Here is a 17,109-nt window from a genome sequence, read left to right as displayed (position 1 = left end):
ACGGCGGTTCCTTCAGTAAGGATATCGATGATTCCGGTGTTACAGCAGGTTTTGGCGCGAAACTTCGGCTATGGCACTCCAGTCGGATTCCTTCAGAATAGGGTCCGCGAGGGCGCGGTCGAAGACGGCTTTGAGCGCTGGCAGTGTCGCGGGCGCCACACCACTGGCAGCAGCCACTTCCTCGGCAAGCCCCAGGTCCTTCCGCCCCAGGGCCATCTGAAACCCCGGTGGTGTGTAGTCGCCCCGGGCGATTAGGTCCCCATAGCCGGTATAGACGACACCGCCAAATAGTGTGCTGGACAGCAACTCAGTGAAGAGCCCCGGATCCACGCCTTGGCGCTCAACCATGGCCACCGTCTCGCCCATGGCCTGCAGGGCATGGATGATGTTGTAATTTACCGAAGCTTTGACGGCATTTGCCACCGAAGGCCTGTCGCTGATCTGCCATGTCCGCTTACCCATGACGTCAAAATAGGGCCGCACCTGGTCCAACGCAGTGGGCCGCCCGGCCGCCAGGATGTTCAGCTGGCCGGCCGCTGCCACATCGGGACGGCCGAGGACCGGTGCGGCCACGTAGGTAGCCCCCGCCGAGTCGAAGGCAGCGGCGAGTCGGTCTGCCAACGAAGGACTGATCGAGGCCATGACCACGTGCGTGCGGCCTGCCAGTGAGCGGATGGCTGACTCATCAAGGATGGACAGTACAGCCTTGTCATTGGCGAGCATAGAGAATGACACCCCGGCCGCGAGGGCCCCGGCGGGCTGTTGAGCCCGTCGGGCGCCCGCGGCCACCAATTGGTCAGCCGCACCGGGAGAGCGATTCCATACGATCACGTCGTGCCCGGCGTCGAGAAGGCGTCGGGCAATGCCGGATCCCATGGACCCCAGGCCAAGGAAACCCAGAGTGGTCACGCCTCGCCCCGGCCCCAGGTGGTGTTGAGGTGCGACTGCGAGTCGCGCTCCAGGTTGAGCGGGCCACCAATGGTGTAGTACCGCTTTCCGGCCACCAGCAGTTCCTCCGCCGGGAACTTTGTGATGACTTCGCAGCCCGTGGCCGTGACCACCACTTCCTCCTCGATGCGGGCAGCGCCCCACCCGTCTGCGGAAGGCCAGTAGGTTTCGAGGGCGAAGACGTTGCCTTCCTGCAGCACCTCGGGGTGGTCCAGGGAGGTCAGCCTCGAGAAAATTGGCTTCTCCCAAATCGAGAGCCCCACACCATGTCCGTACTGCAGCGCGAAGGCGGCCTCCTCATTCTCGAAACCGAACTCCTGCGCGGTGGGCCACACGGCCACGACGTCCGCAGTGGTGGCGCCTGGCTTCACGAGGGCGATGGCCTTGTCCATGTACTCACGTGCCCTGGTGTAGGCATCTCGTTGCGCCGAACTGGCCGAGCCCACCGCGAATGTGCGGTAGTAGCAGGTGCGGTAGCCGTTGTAGCTGTGAAGGATGTCAAAAAATGCCGGGTCGCCCGGCCGGATCAGGCGGTCGGAGAACACGTGGGGGTGCGGCGAGCAACGCTCACCTGAGATCGCGTTCACCCCTTCGACGTACTCGGAGCCCAGGTCATAGAGGGTCTTTGCCACCAGTCCCACGGCCTCGTTTTCGCGAACCCCTGGTCGGAGGAACCGGTAGAGCTCCTCATAGGCGGCGTCCACCATGGAGGCGGCCTGAGTGAGTAGGCGGATCTCGTCGTGGGTCTTGACCCGCCGCGCCTCCATAAACACCTGTTGGCCGTCCACCACGCGTATGCCCTCGTGCTGCAGGGCAAACAGGATGGGCAACTCGATCACGTCAACACCAAGCGGTTCGTTGGCCAGGCCGAACTTCTCCAACTCGCGCTTGATCTTCCTGGCTACTTTTTCGGCCATCTGCGCATCCGGCGGAAAGGCGCCGCGGAGGGTCGAGATTCCGGCCCGGGCACCACTTTCCAGGCGGGGCCGTTTGGCGCCTTCGTGCGGGGCATCGGGGTTTGCGTCCATCTCGGCGGTAGTGGTGTCCAGCCAGGGGTTGTAGATCCTGTGGTGTTTGGCTGCCGAACCGAAGTCCCACACAATGGGGTCGGTGTTGCGGGTGAGCAGGGAGAAGCGGATGAGCTTGTCGACCGCCCACGTCCCGATGTGGGTGGAGCTCATATACCGGATGTTGGAGAAGTCAAAGGCGAGGACCGCACCGAGCTCGGACGCGGCCAGTTCTGCTTTGAGGCGTCCCAGGCGTTCATCGCGCAGCCGGTCGAAGTCCACCCTGGCTTCCCAGTCAACGGCGTTGGTTCCGGTGGTGCCGGTACTCTTCATTGAGTTCTCCTGAAAGATCGTTGGGTGCTGCGGCCATCGGACGGCCGCAGCAGGTGACTGTCCGCAATGGGGCTCACGTGGTCAGGGTGGCGCGGTTGACGTGGAGGGTGGTTCCCGAGACGCCCTTGTTGTCGAGGAGAAACAGGGTTGATTCCACCACGTCCTCTACCGTTGGGAGCTCACCGCCGGGGGTCCGCGAGCGGTATGCGTCGAGTGCGCCGGTCTTGTCTTCCCAGAATGGGCTGTCGCCGATGATGCCCGGGTGGAGGACGTTCACGCGGACTGGAGCAAGCTCTGCGGCAAGGGCGGTGGCCATCCCTTCAACGCCACCGTTGACCGTGGATACCGTCAACGAACCGGGGTAGGGGCGGTACCTGGCGATTCCGCCCATGAGCACGATCCCCGTATCCACCGTTTCTTCGATCCGTCCGATCAGGGCATGGATGGTCTCCAGGTACCCCACAAGTTTCAGGGTTGCGAGGCGGCCGGCCTTGTCAATGCTGAAGTCGCGGACCGTGTTTGAGTCGCGTTCCACGGCGGAGAGCACTAATCCGTGGACTTCCCCTACGGAGGCCACACTTTCGGCAATGGTATGCGGCGACGCCAGGTCAACACTGATGCCGGTGGCGTTTGGCCCCAGGGACGCTGCAACATCTTCTGCCCGCGTAGCGTCGCGGCCGGTCAGGATCACTTTGTCTCCCCGTGCCACAATCCTGCGGCTCAGTTCAAGACCGATGCCGCTGGTGCCTCCAACAACAACAATGTTTCGATCAGTCACAATTTTTCCTTTCAACAATCAACCCGTCACTCGGGTGATTTTCTGGTGGTACAGGCGTATCGATATCCAGGAGTGCGGCTCAGCCCGTGGCTGATCTGCGCAGGAGCCTAGCGGACGCCCTTGATAGGGACGATCGCCAGGGCGCTGATGATGGCAATGCCACCGGCCACGGCGAAGAGCACGGTGTAGTTTCCGCCGCCGATGGCAAGGATCAGCGGAGCGATGGCGGGCGCTGCTGCGTTTGGAAACGTGGCGGCGATGTTGAATACGCCCAGGTCCTTTGCCGTGTCGTCCGGATTGGGGAGTACCTGGGTGGCCAGGGCAGCATCCACCGCGGTGTAGGCGCCGTTGCCCAACCCGGTAATGGCTATTCCAATCAGGAACTGGGTGAAGGTGGTGGATGTCGCGATCACCAGGAGGGCGGCGCCGTAGATCACGGCAGAGCCGATGATGAATGGCTTGCGGCGTTCCATCACATCGCTGAGGCGTCCGCCGATGATGCTAGAGGCCACCATGGTCACAGACAGGACGAGCATGGACAGGAACACATAGTTGGCCACTTCAGAGGCCGGGATGCCCAGCCGGTCAATGAGGAAGAAGGTCTGGTACAGAGTCAGGAGGGCATAAGCAAGGAGGAGCAGCGCCCTTCCCCACCATGCCCAGGCGAAATCAGGATAGCGGCGCGGATTGACCCAGAAGGTTGCCGGCAGGCTCCGCCATGACGCCGCCGGCCGGGACTCCGGTGCCAGCCGTGCATCCTTCATATGGACGCCGAACATGATTATCAGGATGGCGCCCATAGCTGCCGGAACGGCCAGCGGCAACAGCGGGTCCGTGGCGATGTACTGCACCACAAAGGTTCCGCCGACGAGCCCCACGGGAACGCTGATGCCGATCAGGCCGGAGACGAGGCCACGCTGATTGACAGGGACACGGTCTGCCACCACAGGCGCCAGCGCGCCGAACGAACCGGTGAAACCGATCGCCAACAGCCCGTACCCGACGGCCAGAACTGCGATGTTCGGTGCCAGGCCACCCATCACAGCCCCCACCACGCCAATGAGCGGATTGAGGAGCAGGTAGGGCCGACGACGCCCGAGCCGTGAGGTGGTGCGGTCACTGAGCCTGCCGAAAACCGGGGTGGCGATCAGCGCAATGGCCGGTCCCGCAGCTGCAACGATCCCCAATGCAGCAGGAGCCTGTTCCGAACCCACCAGGCTGGTCACCTTGAGCGGAAGCGCTATCACTCCAGGAGTGATAACGGCAAGCCAGTAACCAATGTTCGCCAAGGTGTACAGGGCCATCCACAGGCCCGAGACCGGTTCCTGCGGCACAGCCGCTCCGTCGCGGACGCTGAGTGCGGGCGGCGCGGCTTCTGTGAGCCCACTCGCCGCCGACCTGGATTCGTCCAGCACAACAATTTCTTTGTCCTGCATAATCTTCACGACTCCTTTGTCATGTCAGTGCACGTTGTATCTGGTATTGAGGCGCCCCGACGGGACCCTCGGGATGGAAACTAGCGAGCTTTTGAGTCATGACACCTGGAAGACCCACGTAGTGGTCAGGCGAGGGCGGCCGTCCGGTCCAGGGCCAGCCACTTACGGCTGTGGTAGACCAGAGGTGCGTTGAGGGTTTCGACGTCGGCCCCGGGCGATGTGGCGTGTGTAACGTTGACCACCACCAGGCGTGACATGCCGGCCTCATAGGTATTCACCACCTCGCCCCGGATACGCACAGGCGGCTCCACGAAGTATGGCTCCCCCGTCGGCAGGACGTCCCAGGTATCCTGATCGGCGAACCGGTCCACCCCACTCGTGGAGCAGAGGCGTGCCAAGGCAATATTCGTCGTGTCAAGCAGGTGGACCACCAGCGATGAGGACCGCAGGATGGTCGGCGTCGCGGAAGACAGCGACGACACCGAGAACACCAGCAACGGCGGCGTCGCACTGACAGAGAACACGGACGTCGCCGTCATGGCGACTGGACCGTCCCCGGCGTCGGCCGTGATAATAGCCACGCCGGCCGCATGGTTGCGGAAAGCCAGCCGAAATTCGTCGGGCGAGATGCCTTCCAGCAGCTGACCGTCCGGGACGAGCGCGGTGGCGGCAGGGCTCTGGTCCACTTCGTTGTTGATTGCCTGGTTCGACGTCATCGTCGGTTCCCTTCTCTGGGCTCCATCTCGTCCGGCCTTGTGCCGAGCATCGGAAAGTGTGACCCAGTCAACTCTGTCGGCGCCCATGCCGCTTGCCCTTACCAGCCAAAACCGAGACGGCCCTTTGGCCCGGGAAGGCAAGCGGGGCCCCGGACGGGGGCCCCATCATGAAACGAAGCCGATCTTGGCGAACATGGAGAAAGGTACCAACACGATGGTCAATGGAGATCTTCCGAACCAAGCACCCGTGCAAGCCTCTGGCCTGCACGAACACGGCGCCAGAGGAGCGCTCTGATGGCGACTGTCCAGCATTTGGCCGTGCGGGTCTCAGACATCGCACGCTCCACGAAGTTCTATGTCGAGGCCCTTGGAGGGAAGGAGGTCCTGCGCCCTTACTCGAACAACCCTCAGCTGACCGAGATCTTCTTCGGCGTCAAGGACACCGAATACGTCATCGCCTACATCGAACTGCCTGACGGGTTCGGGATCGAACTATTCCAGTTCATTCCAGAACCCAACACAACAATCGGTGTCCCGCAGACCCAAGCCTCGTTCATGCATTTTGCCCTGCACGTAGACAACATGGACGATGCTCTGGTTCGCGCTGAGGCCGCTGGTGGGCAGCGCGTCCACGATCCCGGCACATGGAGCAGCGACCCTGCAAGATTCGTTTATCTCAAGGACCCAGACGGGAACATCATTGAGTTCAACGAAACCACCTGGGAGGGCATCCTCACGGCAGCAGTTGAGCTGCACCCGGAAGCGGCGCCCTGATCCCAAGGCGTCAACAAAGTGGGCCGTGGGCATGCCTGCGGCCCACTTTCCTGTGCAACCTGCAACAGACCAGGGGAGGTCAGGGTAAGCGGAGGCAGCGTTCCTCAGGATCAACCACCTCATGATGCGCTGGCTTATGGCTCGGAGTTGCTGTTGCTGGGCATTGATGGGCGGGGCGAAGACCAGGGAACGAACCGGCCTGGTCCGGTGATAGTGGGGCCGTGGTCCTTGGGCGCACTGACGCTACCCCCTCCCCCGGCTTCACCGCTTGCCCCCTACCCGCCAAAACCACCAACACCTGTTGGCGCTCCAAAAAAAGAAGCGAAGTAGGCTCACTCAGGCCTGGCAAATCCCGCGCCAGGCGTGCTATGAGCTTTGCCCAGCGGGCGCGTATAGTGCTCGCATTAGTCCCGAATGGTTCGGGAACCCGCAAGGATGCGGGGGAAGGACAAATGTCAAGAGCTAGATCCTGGGTGCGGGATCTCCATCCTGCGGGGTCTGCAGATCGCCTGAAGCCTGCCTGCCTGCCGGCCACCTGGAACAGGACCGTGGGCTGTATCGGCCTGGACGCGGCCTTGTGGGCCGTAGAAATATCGCTGGAACTGGCGCAGTTGGGTGTCGACCCGGCGACGCCCGCAACCAGGCGGGAGGAAGCTACACAGGAGTTGCGTCCCCCTGCTGAAGCGGTGGTCATGGAGGCCCTGCTGGCCCTTGATCAGGGCGTTCCCGTTCCCACCACTGTTCCGTTGGAAATGGTTTTGCAGACGGCCCGTGCCGTCAGGCAGCGGGTGTCGCTGGCCAAGATCCTCGAAGTGCAGCGGGTCTCCCACGCGCGTTTCAGTGACGTGCTGGTGGAAGAGTTCCGGCGCCTTGTCCCGGCCGAGATGCAGTCAAAGGAACTTGCTGAGCTCTCCCACTTCCTTGTTGACCACGTCAGCACGTTTGCTCTGGCGAGCAGTGCTGCCTATGCAGCTGAGGAGCAGGCGTGGCTGGCAAGCGTGGATGGTTCGCGTGCCGAACTGGTCCGCGCACTGCTGCGGGGCGAGGCGCTGGGTCCGGACCGTGCAAAACTTCGGTACGAGCTCGCCAACCGCACCCACGTAGGTCTGGTCCTGCGTCGCGAAGGCCGTGACGACGCAACCGTTGAAGGGCTTGATCGGGCAGCAGCGATGTTGTTGGCGCGCATGGGCGCCACGGCGCAGCTTGTGCTCCCGGCCGGCAACCACGAGGTGTGGGCCTGGGGTGCCTTTCTAGAGCCTAAAGCAGTCAACATGGCCGCTATCAAGGGCGTCCCGCACACCCTCGTTGCCGTGGGGCGTCCAGCAACCGGTTTGGAGGGGTTCCGCGGCAGCCATGAAGAAGCGGTCAGCGCGGCCAACGTATCCCTGCTTGCGCCAGCCGGCAAGCCATGGAGTGAACCCGTGTTTTTCAAGGATGTCCGGTTTGCGGTGCTGCTGACCGCAGATCCCGCAAAGGCGGCCAGCTTTGCCCGAGACGAGTTGGGTGCCCTCGCCGGCTCCAAGGAGGCGGCCCTGCGTGAGACAGTTCGCGTCTACCTTGAACACAACTGCAGTCCCGCGGGTGCCGCAGCAGAGCTGAGCGTCGCGAACAACACCATCAAATACCGCATTGGGCGTGCAGAGGAGTTGTTGGGGCACAGAGTCAAGGAGCGGCAAGGGATTCTTTGGGCTGCACTTTACCTCGCAGAAACGATCGATCTTTCCCCGGCATCAGGGAAGGAACACGGCTGAGTCAGTCGTTGTCCCCCAGGCCTGGCGGCGCAGTAGCTGGGTTTTCGAAGATTTCCGGATGCCGGGCCAGCTCAAGGCGGGTGCGACGGATGTGCGAGGTGAGTACGCGTTCCGCCTCATCGGCATCGCGGCGACGCAGTGCGGCTACGAGCAAATGGTGCTCGTGGTGAGCGCTCCGATCACCCTCGGAACGGAAAACAGAGGTGTAGGCCCACCTGTAAGGCTGCGTCCGGTTCCACAACCGCAGTACCGTGTCCGTCAGCATGATCGTCTGGGCGGCGGTGTAACAGGAAAGGTGGAAGTCCCGGTCAAGGCGGAGGAACGTCTCCACGTCACCAGCAGTTTCCATCTCATGCGCCAGGCCGTCCAATGCCTCGATCTGGAGCGCAGTAAGGAGCGGGACGTTGTAGCGGAGCAGGAGCGGTTCAAGCCGCTCACGCACCTGGTAGATCTCCTCGCACTCCACGAGGTTGAGACTGGTGACCCAGGCGCCAGTATTGGCGACCACCTTCACCAGGCCTTCTGCCTCAAGCATCCGGAGTGCTTCCCTGGCAGGCACGCGGCTGGCACCGTACCGTTCAGCCACGTCTTCCTGCCGGATCCGGCTGCCGGGCTTGTAGGTACCGGCCAGGATTGCCTCGCGCATGGCTGCGGCCACACGTGCGCCTGCTTTGCCATGGGTGGTGGATTCGATAGTCATACCTGCTATTCTGCCGGGCGGCCGGGGTGCCACAGGTGCAGGCGGGCCTCCCGTTCGTAGGCCTTGCCGCCTGGGAAGCTCACTAGTTCGAACTGCATTCCCCATGGGCTCCGGAAATATACCCACCGTTGGCCTTCGGCGGATTGCCCGCTTGCTGTGGGTTCACCCATCACTTCAAGCCCATAGGAGTGAAGGTAGGCCACTGCCTCATCCATGTCGTCAACGTAGATGGCCAGGTGGTGGCCCCCAATGTCGCTGTTACGGGGTTGGCGTGCCTGCGGTTCGGCGGCGTCGTACTGGAAGACTTCCAAATTGGAACCGTTGCCAAGCCTATAGAAGCGAATTTCGCGGATCGCGGTGCGCGGATGCACGCCGATGTGGACGTTCATCCAATCATCCTCTGAACGCTTGGCGCCCAAGGTATAGATGAGTGTTGCGCCCAGGACCTCGGTCAGGAACTTCTCCGCTTCGTCCAGGTCCGGCACCGTGAAGCCGACGTGATCGAGACCCTGCGCTCCGGGTATTCCACGCTGCAAAACTGCCTCCTAGTGCTCGAATGAATCCATTATGCATGCAATGAGTACATTTTCCTTCTACATTTGCCAATAATCTGCAATATTGGATTCAATATTGGCTGCGGGCGGCCCGCCCGGCCACAAGGAGCCGTCATGCAGAAGCCACATTGGCGCCACGAAGAGAGTCACATGCCTGGCAGGGGCCATGGCGGGCCGCCTTTCCGAGCCCTCGCAAAAGACGCCAGTGTCCAGCGCCTAGCCGTCTGCTGCTGGGGACTGGGCCTCAGTTCACTGGCCTGCCTTAGTACCGCATTTGCGTACGTGGCGGCAATTCCGGGCTGTCCAGCCCAAGGTGCAGAAGATGGAGCCGTACAGGCCTTTCGGCTGGCTCCACTGGGTGCTGAATGCCTTGTGCTCGGCGAAGCCAGTGCTACGGGGTGGTCGGGATCGTGGGTTATGACGTGGCTTTTCGTCGCAGGCTGCGCGGGCGTGCTCGCCACGCTCGGTGTCCGTGCGGTACTGGAGGCCCGATTGGCAGTGGCGCACCTCGGTAACAGTATTTGTCAGCCAATGGATCCAAAGTAGGGTCCGGAGGTCGCAAATTCCACAGAAAGAGGCCCTTGATGTCTTGTATTGGATACATTATGGCTTGTATTGTTGGCTCTTAAGCCCATAAATTGCCGCAATCTCAGCGGCCAACCCCTCCGGAGCAGCCATGACCCGCCACATCCAACTGGCCCCAGATGTCGAATGGATCCAACTCACGACAACCGAGCAAGACTGGCAGGAAGCCGATCCGGCGCTGCTCAAGACCATGCTCGTCCAAATGCAGATCATTCGTTCCTTCGAAGAGGCCGTCCTGGAACTCGCTTCTGAGGGCTTGGTCCATGGGCCGGCGCATTCGAGCATCGGGCAGGAAGGCGGAGCTGTGGGTTCCATCGTGAACCTCAGGTCGGGAGACGGCGTCAACGGTTCCCACCGGGGCCACCACCAGTTCTTGGCAAAGGGCTTGGCGCATCTCTCGGCAGCTATGAACGGCCGGATGGAACCGGAAGCCGCCGTCGGGGCCGAGGTCCAGGCATTCCTGCAGCGTACTCTTGCGGAAATTCTTGGGCTCGACCAAGGCTTCAGTCATGGCAGGGGCGGATCCATGCACCTGCAGTGGCTGGACGCAGGCGCCCTGGGAACCAACGCCATTGTGGGCGGCGGGGTACCGCTGGCAGCCGGCAATGCCTGGGCCCAGAAGCACTCCACGGCGTCGGCCTCCGGCATGGATCTCACTGTCTCCTACTTCGGCGATGGGGCCATCAACATTGGCTCAGTGCTGGAAACGATGAACCTGGCTGCTGCGTGGAAATTGCCCTTGTGCTTCTTCGTGGAGAACAATCTTTATGCCGTTTCAACGCATGTCTCGGAGGTGACCGGTGAGGGGCGGCTCTCCGGACGCGGCCCCGGTTTCGGTATCCGGTCCTGGCGCGTCGACGGAATGGACCCCCTGGCCGTTCACCTTGCCATGGAGCAAGCTACCGAACATATGCGTTCAGGCGGGGGACCCGCAGTAATCGAAGCTGAGGTGTACCGGTACTTCCATCAGAACGGTCCCTTCCCGGGCAGTGCTTTCGGCTACCGCAGCAAGGAGGAGGAAAAATCTTGGCGGGACCGGGACCCAATCCAGCGTATGGCAACCGAGCTGAAGAAGCTGGGACACCTCGATGACGTGGCATTCCTGCAGATGCAGGAGCAGGTCAGCGCGGCCTGCAACCTCGCCGTGTCCGAACTGACTGAAACCGATCCTCAGAGCAAGGCCGGCAAACGGCGCATCCGCCCCGAACTGTGGCCGGACCCGTCATTCGTCGATGTCGGTATCCGGGGGGACCTGTCTGAGCTGGAAGGGGCCAGGACCGAGGAAGAATTAACTTTTAAGGGAGGCCTTCGGGAAGGGAAATTCGTCGACGCTGTCGCTGAAGTGGTGCAGGCACGCATGGCCGCCGATCCATCCATCGTGGTCATGGGTGAGGACGTCCATCGGCTCAAGGGTGGAACAAACGGTGCCACGCGAGGCCTCGTAGACGCCCATCCGGACCGCGTCCTTGGAACACCCATCAGCGAAAACGCGTTCGCAGGGCTTGCGGGCGGAATGGCCATGGATGGCAGATTCAAGCCGGTGGTCGAGTTCATGTATGCCGACTTCATGTGGGTGGCCGGCGACCAGATCTTCAACCAGATTGCCAGGGCGCGGCACATGTTCGGTGGAACCGGCGAGGTGCCGCTGGTCCTGCGGTCCAAGATCGCCATGGGTACAGGGTATGGATCGCAGCACTCCATGGATCCTGCGGGCGTCTTTGCCACCTCGGCGGGCTGGCGGATCGTAGCCCCATCCACTCCGTTCGATTACGTGGGCCTGATGAACGCTGCCCTGGCGCTCAAGGATCCCGTGGTGGTGCTGGAGCACGTTGACCTCTACACCACCACCGGCCAACTGCCAGTGGACGACTTCGATTACCAGATCGCGTTCGGAAAGGCAGCCATCCGCCGCCGCGGAGACTCACTGACCGTCTTGACCTACGGCGCGATGGTCCACCCCACGCTGGTGGCGGTGACGGAGACGGAAATCGACGCCGAGGTGGTGGATCTGCGCTGGCTGGACCGCGCCAGCATTGATTGGGAGGCCATTGGAGCAAGCATCATGAAGACGAACAATGTCCTCATTGTCGAACAGGGTGCCCAGGGCACTTCCTACGGCGGATGGCTCAGCGACGAGATCCAGCGCCGATACTTTGACCACTTGGACTACCCCATTCAACGCGTTACCGGCGGTGAAGCTTCGCCCAGCATCTCCAAGGTCCTGGAGCGCGCATCCTATGCCGGTGTTTCTGAAGTGGCCGCAAAGCTGCTGACCATCAAAAATGACCAAGGCCTCTAGGTCAGCGTCCACAGACTTTTGGGAGACATGAAATGCCCGCACTAATGAACATGCCTGAAGTCATGGCCAACGCCCTTGAGGCCACGTTGTCCAGCTGGCTGAAGAAGGAAGGTGAAACCGTTGAAGTTGGAGATGCCATCGCCGAAGTGGAAACCGAGAAAGCGACTGTCGAAATACCGGCCGAACATCACGGCGTCGTTGCCCGGCTGCTGGTTGAGGAAGGAGCAAGCGTCGAAGTCGGCGCACCGATTCTAGTCATCAGGACCTCTGGTGAAACGGACGAGGAAGTAGTCACATTCCTTCGGGACGCTGGAACGCAGACACCGGCCGCCGCTCCCGAGGACAGCGATGGTGCTAACCCCGTGCTGGTGGCGGAGGTACCTCGACAGGCCGAACGCCGGTTCAGTTCCCCCCTCGCCCGCCGGCTGGCGAGGGAGAACCACGTGGACGTTGCAGTTATACCCGGATCGGGCCCCGGGGGAAGAATCGTTCGGCGCGATGTTGAGCAAGTCATCGCGGGCCGCGCGGACAGCTCCCGGGATTGGACGGCACAAATGGTCCCGGTCCAGCCTACGGCAGCCGGCCCTGTTCAGGCCAAGGCCCAGGATGTCCCGACCAGAGTCATTGCCGTTCCCCACACCAAGATGCGAAGGGCCATCTCCCGCCGCCTCACTGAGTCCAAAACTACCGTTCCGCACTTTTACCTCACAGCAGATGTCCGGGTGGACGCACTCCTTACCCTCCGTAAGCAGGTCAACGAATCCGCAACCCGGCGGATTACGGTCAACGACCTCATCGTCAAAGCCGTTGGGCTCGCGCTGCTGGACACCCCGGCAGCCAACTGCACGTGGAGCGACGAAGCCCAGCTCCAGCACACCGCTGCCGATATTTCCGTGGCAATTGCCGTTGACGGCGGGCTGCTGACGCCGGTAGTCCGGTCCGTTGACAGCCAGTCGCTCAGCGCAGTCAGCGCAGCGATCGGGGATTTCGTGGAACGTGCAAAGGCCGGGAAGATCCGCCAAGAGGAACTCACCGGTGGAAGTTTCTCCGTCACCAACTTGGGCATGTTTGGCACCCGGCAATTTTCCGCCATCCTCAACCCGCCGCAGTCAGCCATCCTCGCGGTGGGGGCAGCTGAACCACGCGCCGTCGTCGTCGATGGTTCCCTGGCGGTGGCCACCGTGATGACCTGCACTCTTTCGGCAGACCACAGGGTCATCGATGGGGCCGTCGCTGCCCAGTGGATGCAGGCCTTCAAGGCCCGCATCGAAAATCCCTTGACCATCCTCGTCTGAAGCCCAGTCCCACATGAATCCGAAGACCCGAATGTCCACACCAGCACTACTGGCCGCTTTGCGGGGAGGTGCTGGCCAGCGTCGCCGACGCCGGTGCTGAAGATGGTGCTGCGGCCTGGGATGCTGCGGTGGCGGCTCAGGAATCTTGGCGAACGTGCCGCCGCGCCAACGCGGTGAGATCCTGCGGCGCGCTTTTGAGCCGGTGACGGAGCGTGCGGAGGACTTCGCGCTGCTGATGACCCTGGAATGGGCAAACCGGCTAGCCGAGGCCCGCGGTGAAGTCACGTATGGAGCGGAGTTCCCGCGCTGGTTCTCCGAGGACGCGGTGCGTGCTTTTGGCCCTTTCGGTGTCCCCGGATGGGAAGTCGCGCTCGCATGAGTGGCCTGGCGGATGCCCTCGAGGAAGCCACGCGGGCGCTGTGCCGTGCCGCGGGGCTGGGTCGCGCCGTCGTCGCATTCCCTGAACTGTCCGACGGCGGGATGCTGGGGTTGCTGCGCGAAGAGAAGGCAGTGCCGGTGGCCCGCGGGCTGCTGCAGCGGCTGATAGCGCACGATGCCGCCGAACAGACTGAACTGCTGGAGACCGTGCGCGAATGGTTTGCCAACAACTTCGCCGCGGTGCAGTTCCTGGAGGAACGCTAAGGGAGAACACCCGAGGGCTCCCGCCAGGTCTGCCGGGAGCCCTCTGGTGCAACTCTTAGTTCTGGGGGAAGCCGAGGTTGATGCCGCCATGGCTGGGGTCCAACCAGCGGGACGTGATGGCCTTCTCACGGGTGAAGAACTGGAAGCCCTGCAGGCCATACGCCTTGGAGCTGCCGAAGATCGAGTCCTTGAACCCGCCGAAGGAGTAGTAGGCCACGGGAACGGGAATCGGCACGTTGATGCCTACCATGCCCACCTCCACCTCGTTCTGGAAACGGCGGGCAGCTCCGCCGTCGTTGGTGAAGATCGCAGTACCGTTGCCATAGGCGCCGGAATTGATCACGTTCAGGCCCTCCTCGTAGCTGCGGACACGGACCACGGAAAGTACCGGTCCGAAGATTTCCTCCTTGTAGACGCGTGAGGTGACGGGGACGTCGTCGATCAGCGTCGGGCCCAGCCAGAAGCCGTTCTCGTCGCCGTCCACGGTTACGCCGCGGCCATCCACGACCACCTTGGCGCCATCTTCCAAGGCCACATCGATGTAGGCCGCCACCTTGTCACGGTGCTCGCGGGTGACCAGCGGGCCCATGTCGCAGTTCCGGCGACCGTCGCCGATCCGCAGCGTTGCCATCCGCGAGGTAATCTTTTCGAGCAGTTCGTCGGCCACCGGCTCCACGGCGACCACCACGCTGATGGCCATACAGCGTTCGCCGGCCGAACCGAAGCCGGCGTTGATGGCAGCGTCGGCAGTCAGCTCAAGGTCGGCGTCGGGCAGGACCAGCATGTGGTTCTTCGCCCCGCCAAGTGCCTGGACGCGCTTGCCATTCCGCGCCGCGGTCTCGTAGATGTACTGCGCGATCGGGGTGGAACCAACGAAGGAGATGGCTTTGACGTCCGGGTGTTCCAGGAGACCGTCCACCGCTTCCTTGTCGCCGTGGAGAACGTTGAAAACGCCGTCCGGCAGGCCGGCTTCGGTGAACAGCTCAGCGAGCCAGTTCGCCGCCGTCGGGTCCTTCTCGCTCGGCTTCAGGACCACCGTGTTGCCGGCGGCAATGGCGATCGGGAGGAACCACAGCGGCACCATGGCAGGGAAGTTGAACGGGCTGATGATGCCCACCACGCCGAGCGGGGACTTGGTGGAGTAGACATCCACACCGCTGGAGACGTTCTCCGAGTGCTCGCCTTTGATCAGGTGCGGGAAGCCCGTGGCGAGTTCCACGACTTCCTGGCCGCGGGTGATTTCACCGAGCGCGTCGGAGACTACTTTGCCGTGCTCAGCGGTGATGATGTTGGCGAGTTCGCCCTTGCGCTCGTTCAGCAGCTCGCGGAAGCGGAAGACGATCTGCTGGCGCTTCGTGATCGACAGATCACGCCAGGCCGGGTACGCCTTCTGCGCAGAGGAGATGGCTGCCTCAATGTCCGCGGCGTTACCGAGTGCCACCCGCTTGGTCTCGATCCCGCGGGCCGGGTCAAAGACGGGAGCAGTGCGGTCTCCGGAGGACGGTGCTTCTTCCCCACCAATCCAGTGGGACAGCACGGGAAGTTCTTGGTTGACTGACACGTTTCTTCTCTCGCTTTCGGGGGTGTTGATCCAGCAATGCCGGAGCGGCCTGTAGCCACGGTACCCGGAAGACAGCCACCAATGACCCGCGACATTTGGCAAGAATCCTGCCGGTGAATCGACATGTGTACATAACGGGGTCTAAGAGATTGGCGCCAAGCGTTACAGCATCACGCGCACGCCAAAGGAGTTTTCATGAAGAGACCCGTGCCCACGACCACCGGCTGGCAGCGGTTCCAGCGGGCCCACTGAATCCGCAGCGCCTCCACATCGGCTGCTGCGGCACCACCAGAACTGCCCGGCGCTGGATCCGTGCGAGGGAGGACGGAACCGGGCCCTTCGAGCAACCTATCGATCCGGCCCAGGTCACCGGTTCTGGGTCCGCCCATTGTGGCTACGGGATCCAGGGAGTCTGCCGTCCGGGAGCCCTACGGGCCCCACTCGGTCAGTTAGCCAGCCGGACCGACGAACGCACAGATCAGGTGCCGGTCCAGACTCACTGCCATGTTTGGGGGCGCGTGGATCAGACGCCCCGCCGGCTGCCAGGGGACTCCCATCACCAGCGGACCCGCCGGACATCCCTGGCCGGCGTTGAATCCCATCATGTCCATGTCCGTCAGGATAGCCATCTTCCCCGTGTTCGGGCTGCGGCCCGGATCCGGTTTCGCGGATAAAATCCGGCCCGCCTACTAAGCGCTGGTGACGGACCTTGCTGGCACCGGCGACATCGACAGCCCGGATTTCGACGCGCGCCTCTCCGCCAACCACACCCAGCAGAGGTCCGGGTAGCCGCCGTTTGGCGGGCAGGTCGGTTCGGAGTGCCCGCGGAGTTGCTCCACCCGCTGACACACCGGCCAGCCACCGCAGGAACTGTCGTCGCAGCGTTCCCGCGCCATGTCCGGGACGCCTTGGACAACGCCGGGGACACCGGCTTTATTGCAGCGTCACTGACAGGGATTTCCGGTCGGGGCACGGGTGCCGCCCGCCAGCGGCAGCCACTGAAACGCGGGGCTAGATCGGCTGACATTGTTGCCGTCGCCATCGCTGGCACCCACCAAGAGTTGGCGGGGCATCTTCAGGACCTTGCCACCGTTTCGGCCCGACCGTCCCAGAACGAACTCCAGGTGAATTCTGGGTGAGCGCCTGCCCGTACAGGATCGCGGCTGGCTACCCTTGGCTGATGCAGTCGTTTGAGTCCGAGGAACCCATCAATGCCCGCTCGTCAACGGTCTGGGGCATCATCACGGACGCCGGGAATTTCACGGTCTGGGAATCCGGAATCACGTGGGTGGACGGCGAGGTCAGCAGCGGCGCCCTGATCCGAATCAGGACCGCCGCCGGAGGCCGCCGGACCTTCCGGACGCACGTGGAGCAAATGCCGGGCCAGGTCATGATCTGGAAAACAGGCTTGCTGCCCGGCCTGCTGAGCGCGACCCGCACGTACAGCCTCTCGCCACACAACGGACTGACATACCTCCGGGTCAAGGATGACATCCGTGGCCCGCTGCGCAGGTTCGCCGGCGACACCATTCCGTTCTCCCCGCAGGACCTGCACTCCCACACCGCCGCGGTCAGAAGACGCGCCGAACTACTGGACCGGAACGCATAGGAGCACATCCGCGGCAGGTCATCAGGCAACGTCCTCAAAGTCCGCCCACCCCTGGTTTTCCAGACCACTGATGCCGAGGAATTATTATCAGCGTTCGCTGAGTCACTTCAAGGCGTCACAG

At 62.8% G+C, this 17,109-nt stretch carries 15 protein-coding genes and 1 pseudogene; 8 read left to right on the top strand and 8 right to left on the bottom strand.

Annotated features, from left to right (window positions below):
* Window positions 1-39: 39 nt before the first annotated feature.
* The 5 genes from LDN75_RS11140 to LDN75_RS11120 all read right to left on the bottom strand — a co-directional run bounded on the left by LDN75_RS11140 (window position 40) and on the right by LDN75_RS11120 (window position 5,218).
* On the bottom strand, window positions 40-909 hold the full coding sequence (locus LDN75_RS11140) for an NAD(P)-dependent oxidoreductase (RefSeq protein WP_223937323.1): 870 nt from the start codon (window positions 907-909) through the stop codon (window positions 40-42).
* Window positions 906-2,288 (bottom strand): Xaa-Pro peptidase family protein, encoded by a 1,383-nt coding sequence (locus LDN75_RS11135; RefSeq protein WP_223937322.1) that lies wholly within the window; start codon window positions 2,286-2,288, stop codon window positions 906-908. Before LDN75_RS11135 ends, LDN75_RS11140 begins: the two co-directional genes overlap by 4 nt.
* A gap of 73 nt (window positions 2,289-2,361) precedes the next feature.
* Window positions 2,362-3,066: an SDR family NAD(P)-dependent oxidoreductase gene (locus LDN75_RS11130; RefSeq protein ID WP_223937321.1), complete on the bottom strand. Its 705-nt coding sequence runs from the start codon at window positions 3,064-3,066 to the stop codon at window positions 2,362-2,364.
* Between the two features lie 107 nt (window positions 3,067-3,173).
* Entirely contained in the window at window positions 3,174-4,502 is a 1,329-nt protein-coding gene (locus LDN75_RS11125) for an MFS transporter (protein WP_223937557.1), read from the bottom strand.
* A 125-nt stretch (window positions 4,503-4,627) separates the two neighbouring features.
* Window positions 4,628-5,218 carry a flavin reductase family protein gene (locus tag LDN75_RS11120; protein ID WP_223937320.1) on the bottom strand — a complete coding sequence of 197 codons (591 nt, stop codon included), beginning with the start codon at window positions 5,216-5,218 and terminating at the stop codon, window positions 4,628-4,630.
* A gap of 294 nt (window positions 5,219-5,512) precedes the next feature.
* On the opposite strand from LDN75_RS11120, the gene LDN75_RS11115 reads away from it, so the two are divergent.
* Both LDN75_RS11115 and LDN75_RS11110 read left to right on the top strand, forming a co-directional pair.
* Window positions 5,513-5,992 (top strand): VOC family protein, encoded by a 480-nt coding sequence (locus LDN75_RS11115; protein WP_223937319.1) that lies wholly within the window; start codon window positions 5,513-5,515, stop codon window positions 5,990-5,992.
* 452 nt (window positions 5,993-6,444) lie between these two features.
* Entirely contained in the window at window positions 6,445-7,743 is a 1,299-nt protein-coding gene (locus LDN75_RS11110; RefSeq protein ID WP_223937318.1) for a helix-turn-helix domain-containing protein, read from the top strand.
* A gap of 1 nt (window position 7,744) precedes the next feature.
* On the opposite strand, the gene LDN75_RS11105 is transcribed toward LDN75_RS11110, so the two are convergent.
* Window positions 7,745-8,443 carry a GntR family transcriptional regulator gene (locus LDN75_RS11105; protein WP_223937317.1) on the bottom strand — a complete coding sequence of 233 codons (699 nt, stop codon included), beginning with the start codon at window positions 8,441-8,443 and terminating at the stop codon, window positions 7,745-7,747.
* A 5-nt stretch (window positions 8,444-8,448) separates the two neighbouring features.
* Window positions 8,449-8,979, bottom strand: coding sequence for a VOC family protein (locus LDN75_RS11100; protein ID WP_223937316.1), 531 nt, complete (start codon window positions 8,977-8,979; stop codon window positions 8,449-8,451).
* Window positions 8,980-9,673: 694 nt separating this feature from the next.
* On the opposite strand from LDN75_RS11100, the gene LDN75_RS11095 reads away from it, so the two are divergent.
* The 4 genes and pseudogenes from LDN75_RS11095 (at window position 9,674) to LDN75_RS11080 (ending at window position 13,818) form a co-directional block, all read left to right on the top strand.
* Window positions 9,674-11,881, top strand: a complete 2,208-nt coding sequence (locus LDN75_RS11095) for an alpha-ketoacid dehydrogenase subunit alpha/beta (RefSeq protein WP_223937315.1) — start codon at window positions 9,674-9,676, stop codon at window positions 11,879-11,881.
* A gap of 32 nt (window positions 11,882-11,913) precedes the next feature.
* Window positions 11,914-13,176, top strand: a complete 1,263-nt coding sequence (locus LDN75_RS11090; protein WP_223937314.1) for a dihydrolipoamide acetyltransferase family protein — start codon at window positions 11,914-11,916, stop codon at window positions 13,174-13,176.
* 62 nt (window positions 13,177-13,238) lie between these two features.
* Window positions 13,239-13,528: pseudogene (locus tag LDN75_RS11085) on the top strand (aldehyde dehydrogenase family protein); the annotation flags it as partial.
* 23 nt (window positions 13,529-13,551) lie between these two features.
* On the top strand, window positions 13,552-13,818 hold the full coding sequence (locus LDN75_RS11080; protein WP_223937313.1) for a hypothetical protein: 267 nt from the start codon (window positions 13,552-13,554) through the stop codon (window positions 13,816-13,818).
* 55 nt (window positions 13,819-13,873) lie between these two features.
* On the opposite strand, the gene LDN75_RS11075 is transcribed toward LDN75_RS11080, so the two are convergent.
* The gene (locus tag LDN75_RS11075) at window positions 13,874-15,379 is read right to left on the bottom strand and encodes a CoA-acylating methylmalonate-semialdehyde dehydrogenase (protein ID WP_223937312.1); all 1,506 of its coding nucleotides are present in this window, start codon (window positions 15,377-15,379) and stop codon (window positions 13,874-13,876) included.
* An 818-nt stretch (window positions 15,380-16,197) separates the two neighbouring features.
* Between LDN75_RS11075 and LDN75_RS11070 the strand changes: the two genes are divergently transcribed.
* Window positions 16,198-16,518: a hypothetical protein gene (locus tag LDN75_RS11070; RefSeq protein WP_223937311.1), complete on the top strand. Its 321-nt coding sequence runs from the start codon at window positions 16,198-16,200 to the stop codon at window positions 16,516-16,518.
* Window positions 16,515-16,988, top strand: coding sequence for an SRPBCC family protein (locus LDN75_RS11065; RefSeq protein ID WP_223937310.1), 474 nt, complete (start codon window positions 16,515-16,517; stop codon window positions 16,986-16,988). Before LDN75_RS11070 ends, LDN75_RS11065 begins: the two co-directional genes overlap by 4 nt.
* The last annotated feature ends 121 nt before the right edge of the window (window positions 16,989-17,109 follow it).

The organism is Arthrobacter sp. StoSoilB5 (genome assembly GCF_019977235.1).
In the GTDB taxonomy this organism is placed as follows: domain Bacteria; phylum Actinomycetota; class Actinomycetes; order Actinomycetales; family Micrococcaceae; genus Arthrobacter.
This window is presented reverse-complemented; position numbering and strand designations above follow the sequence as displayed.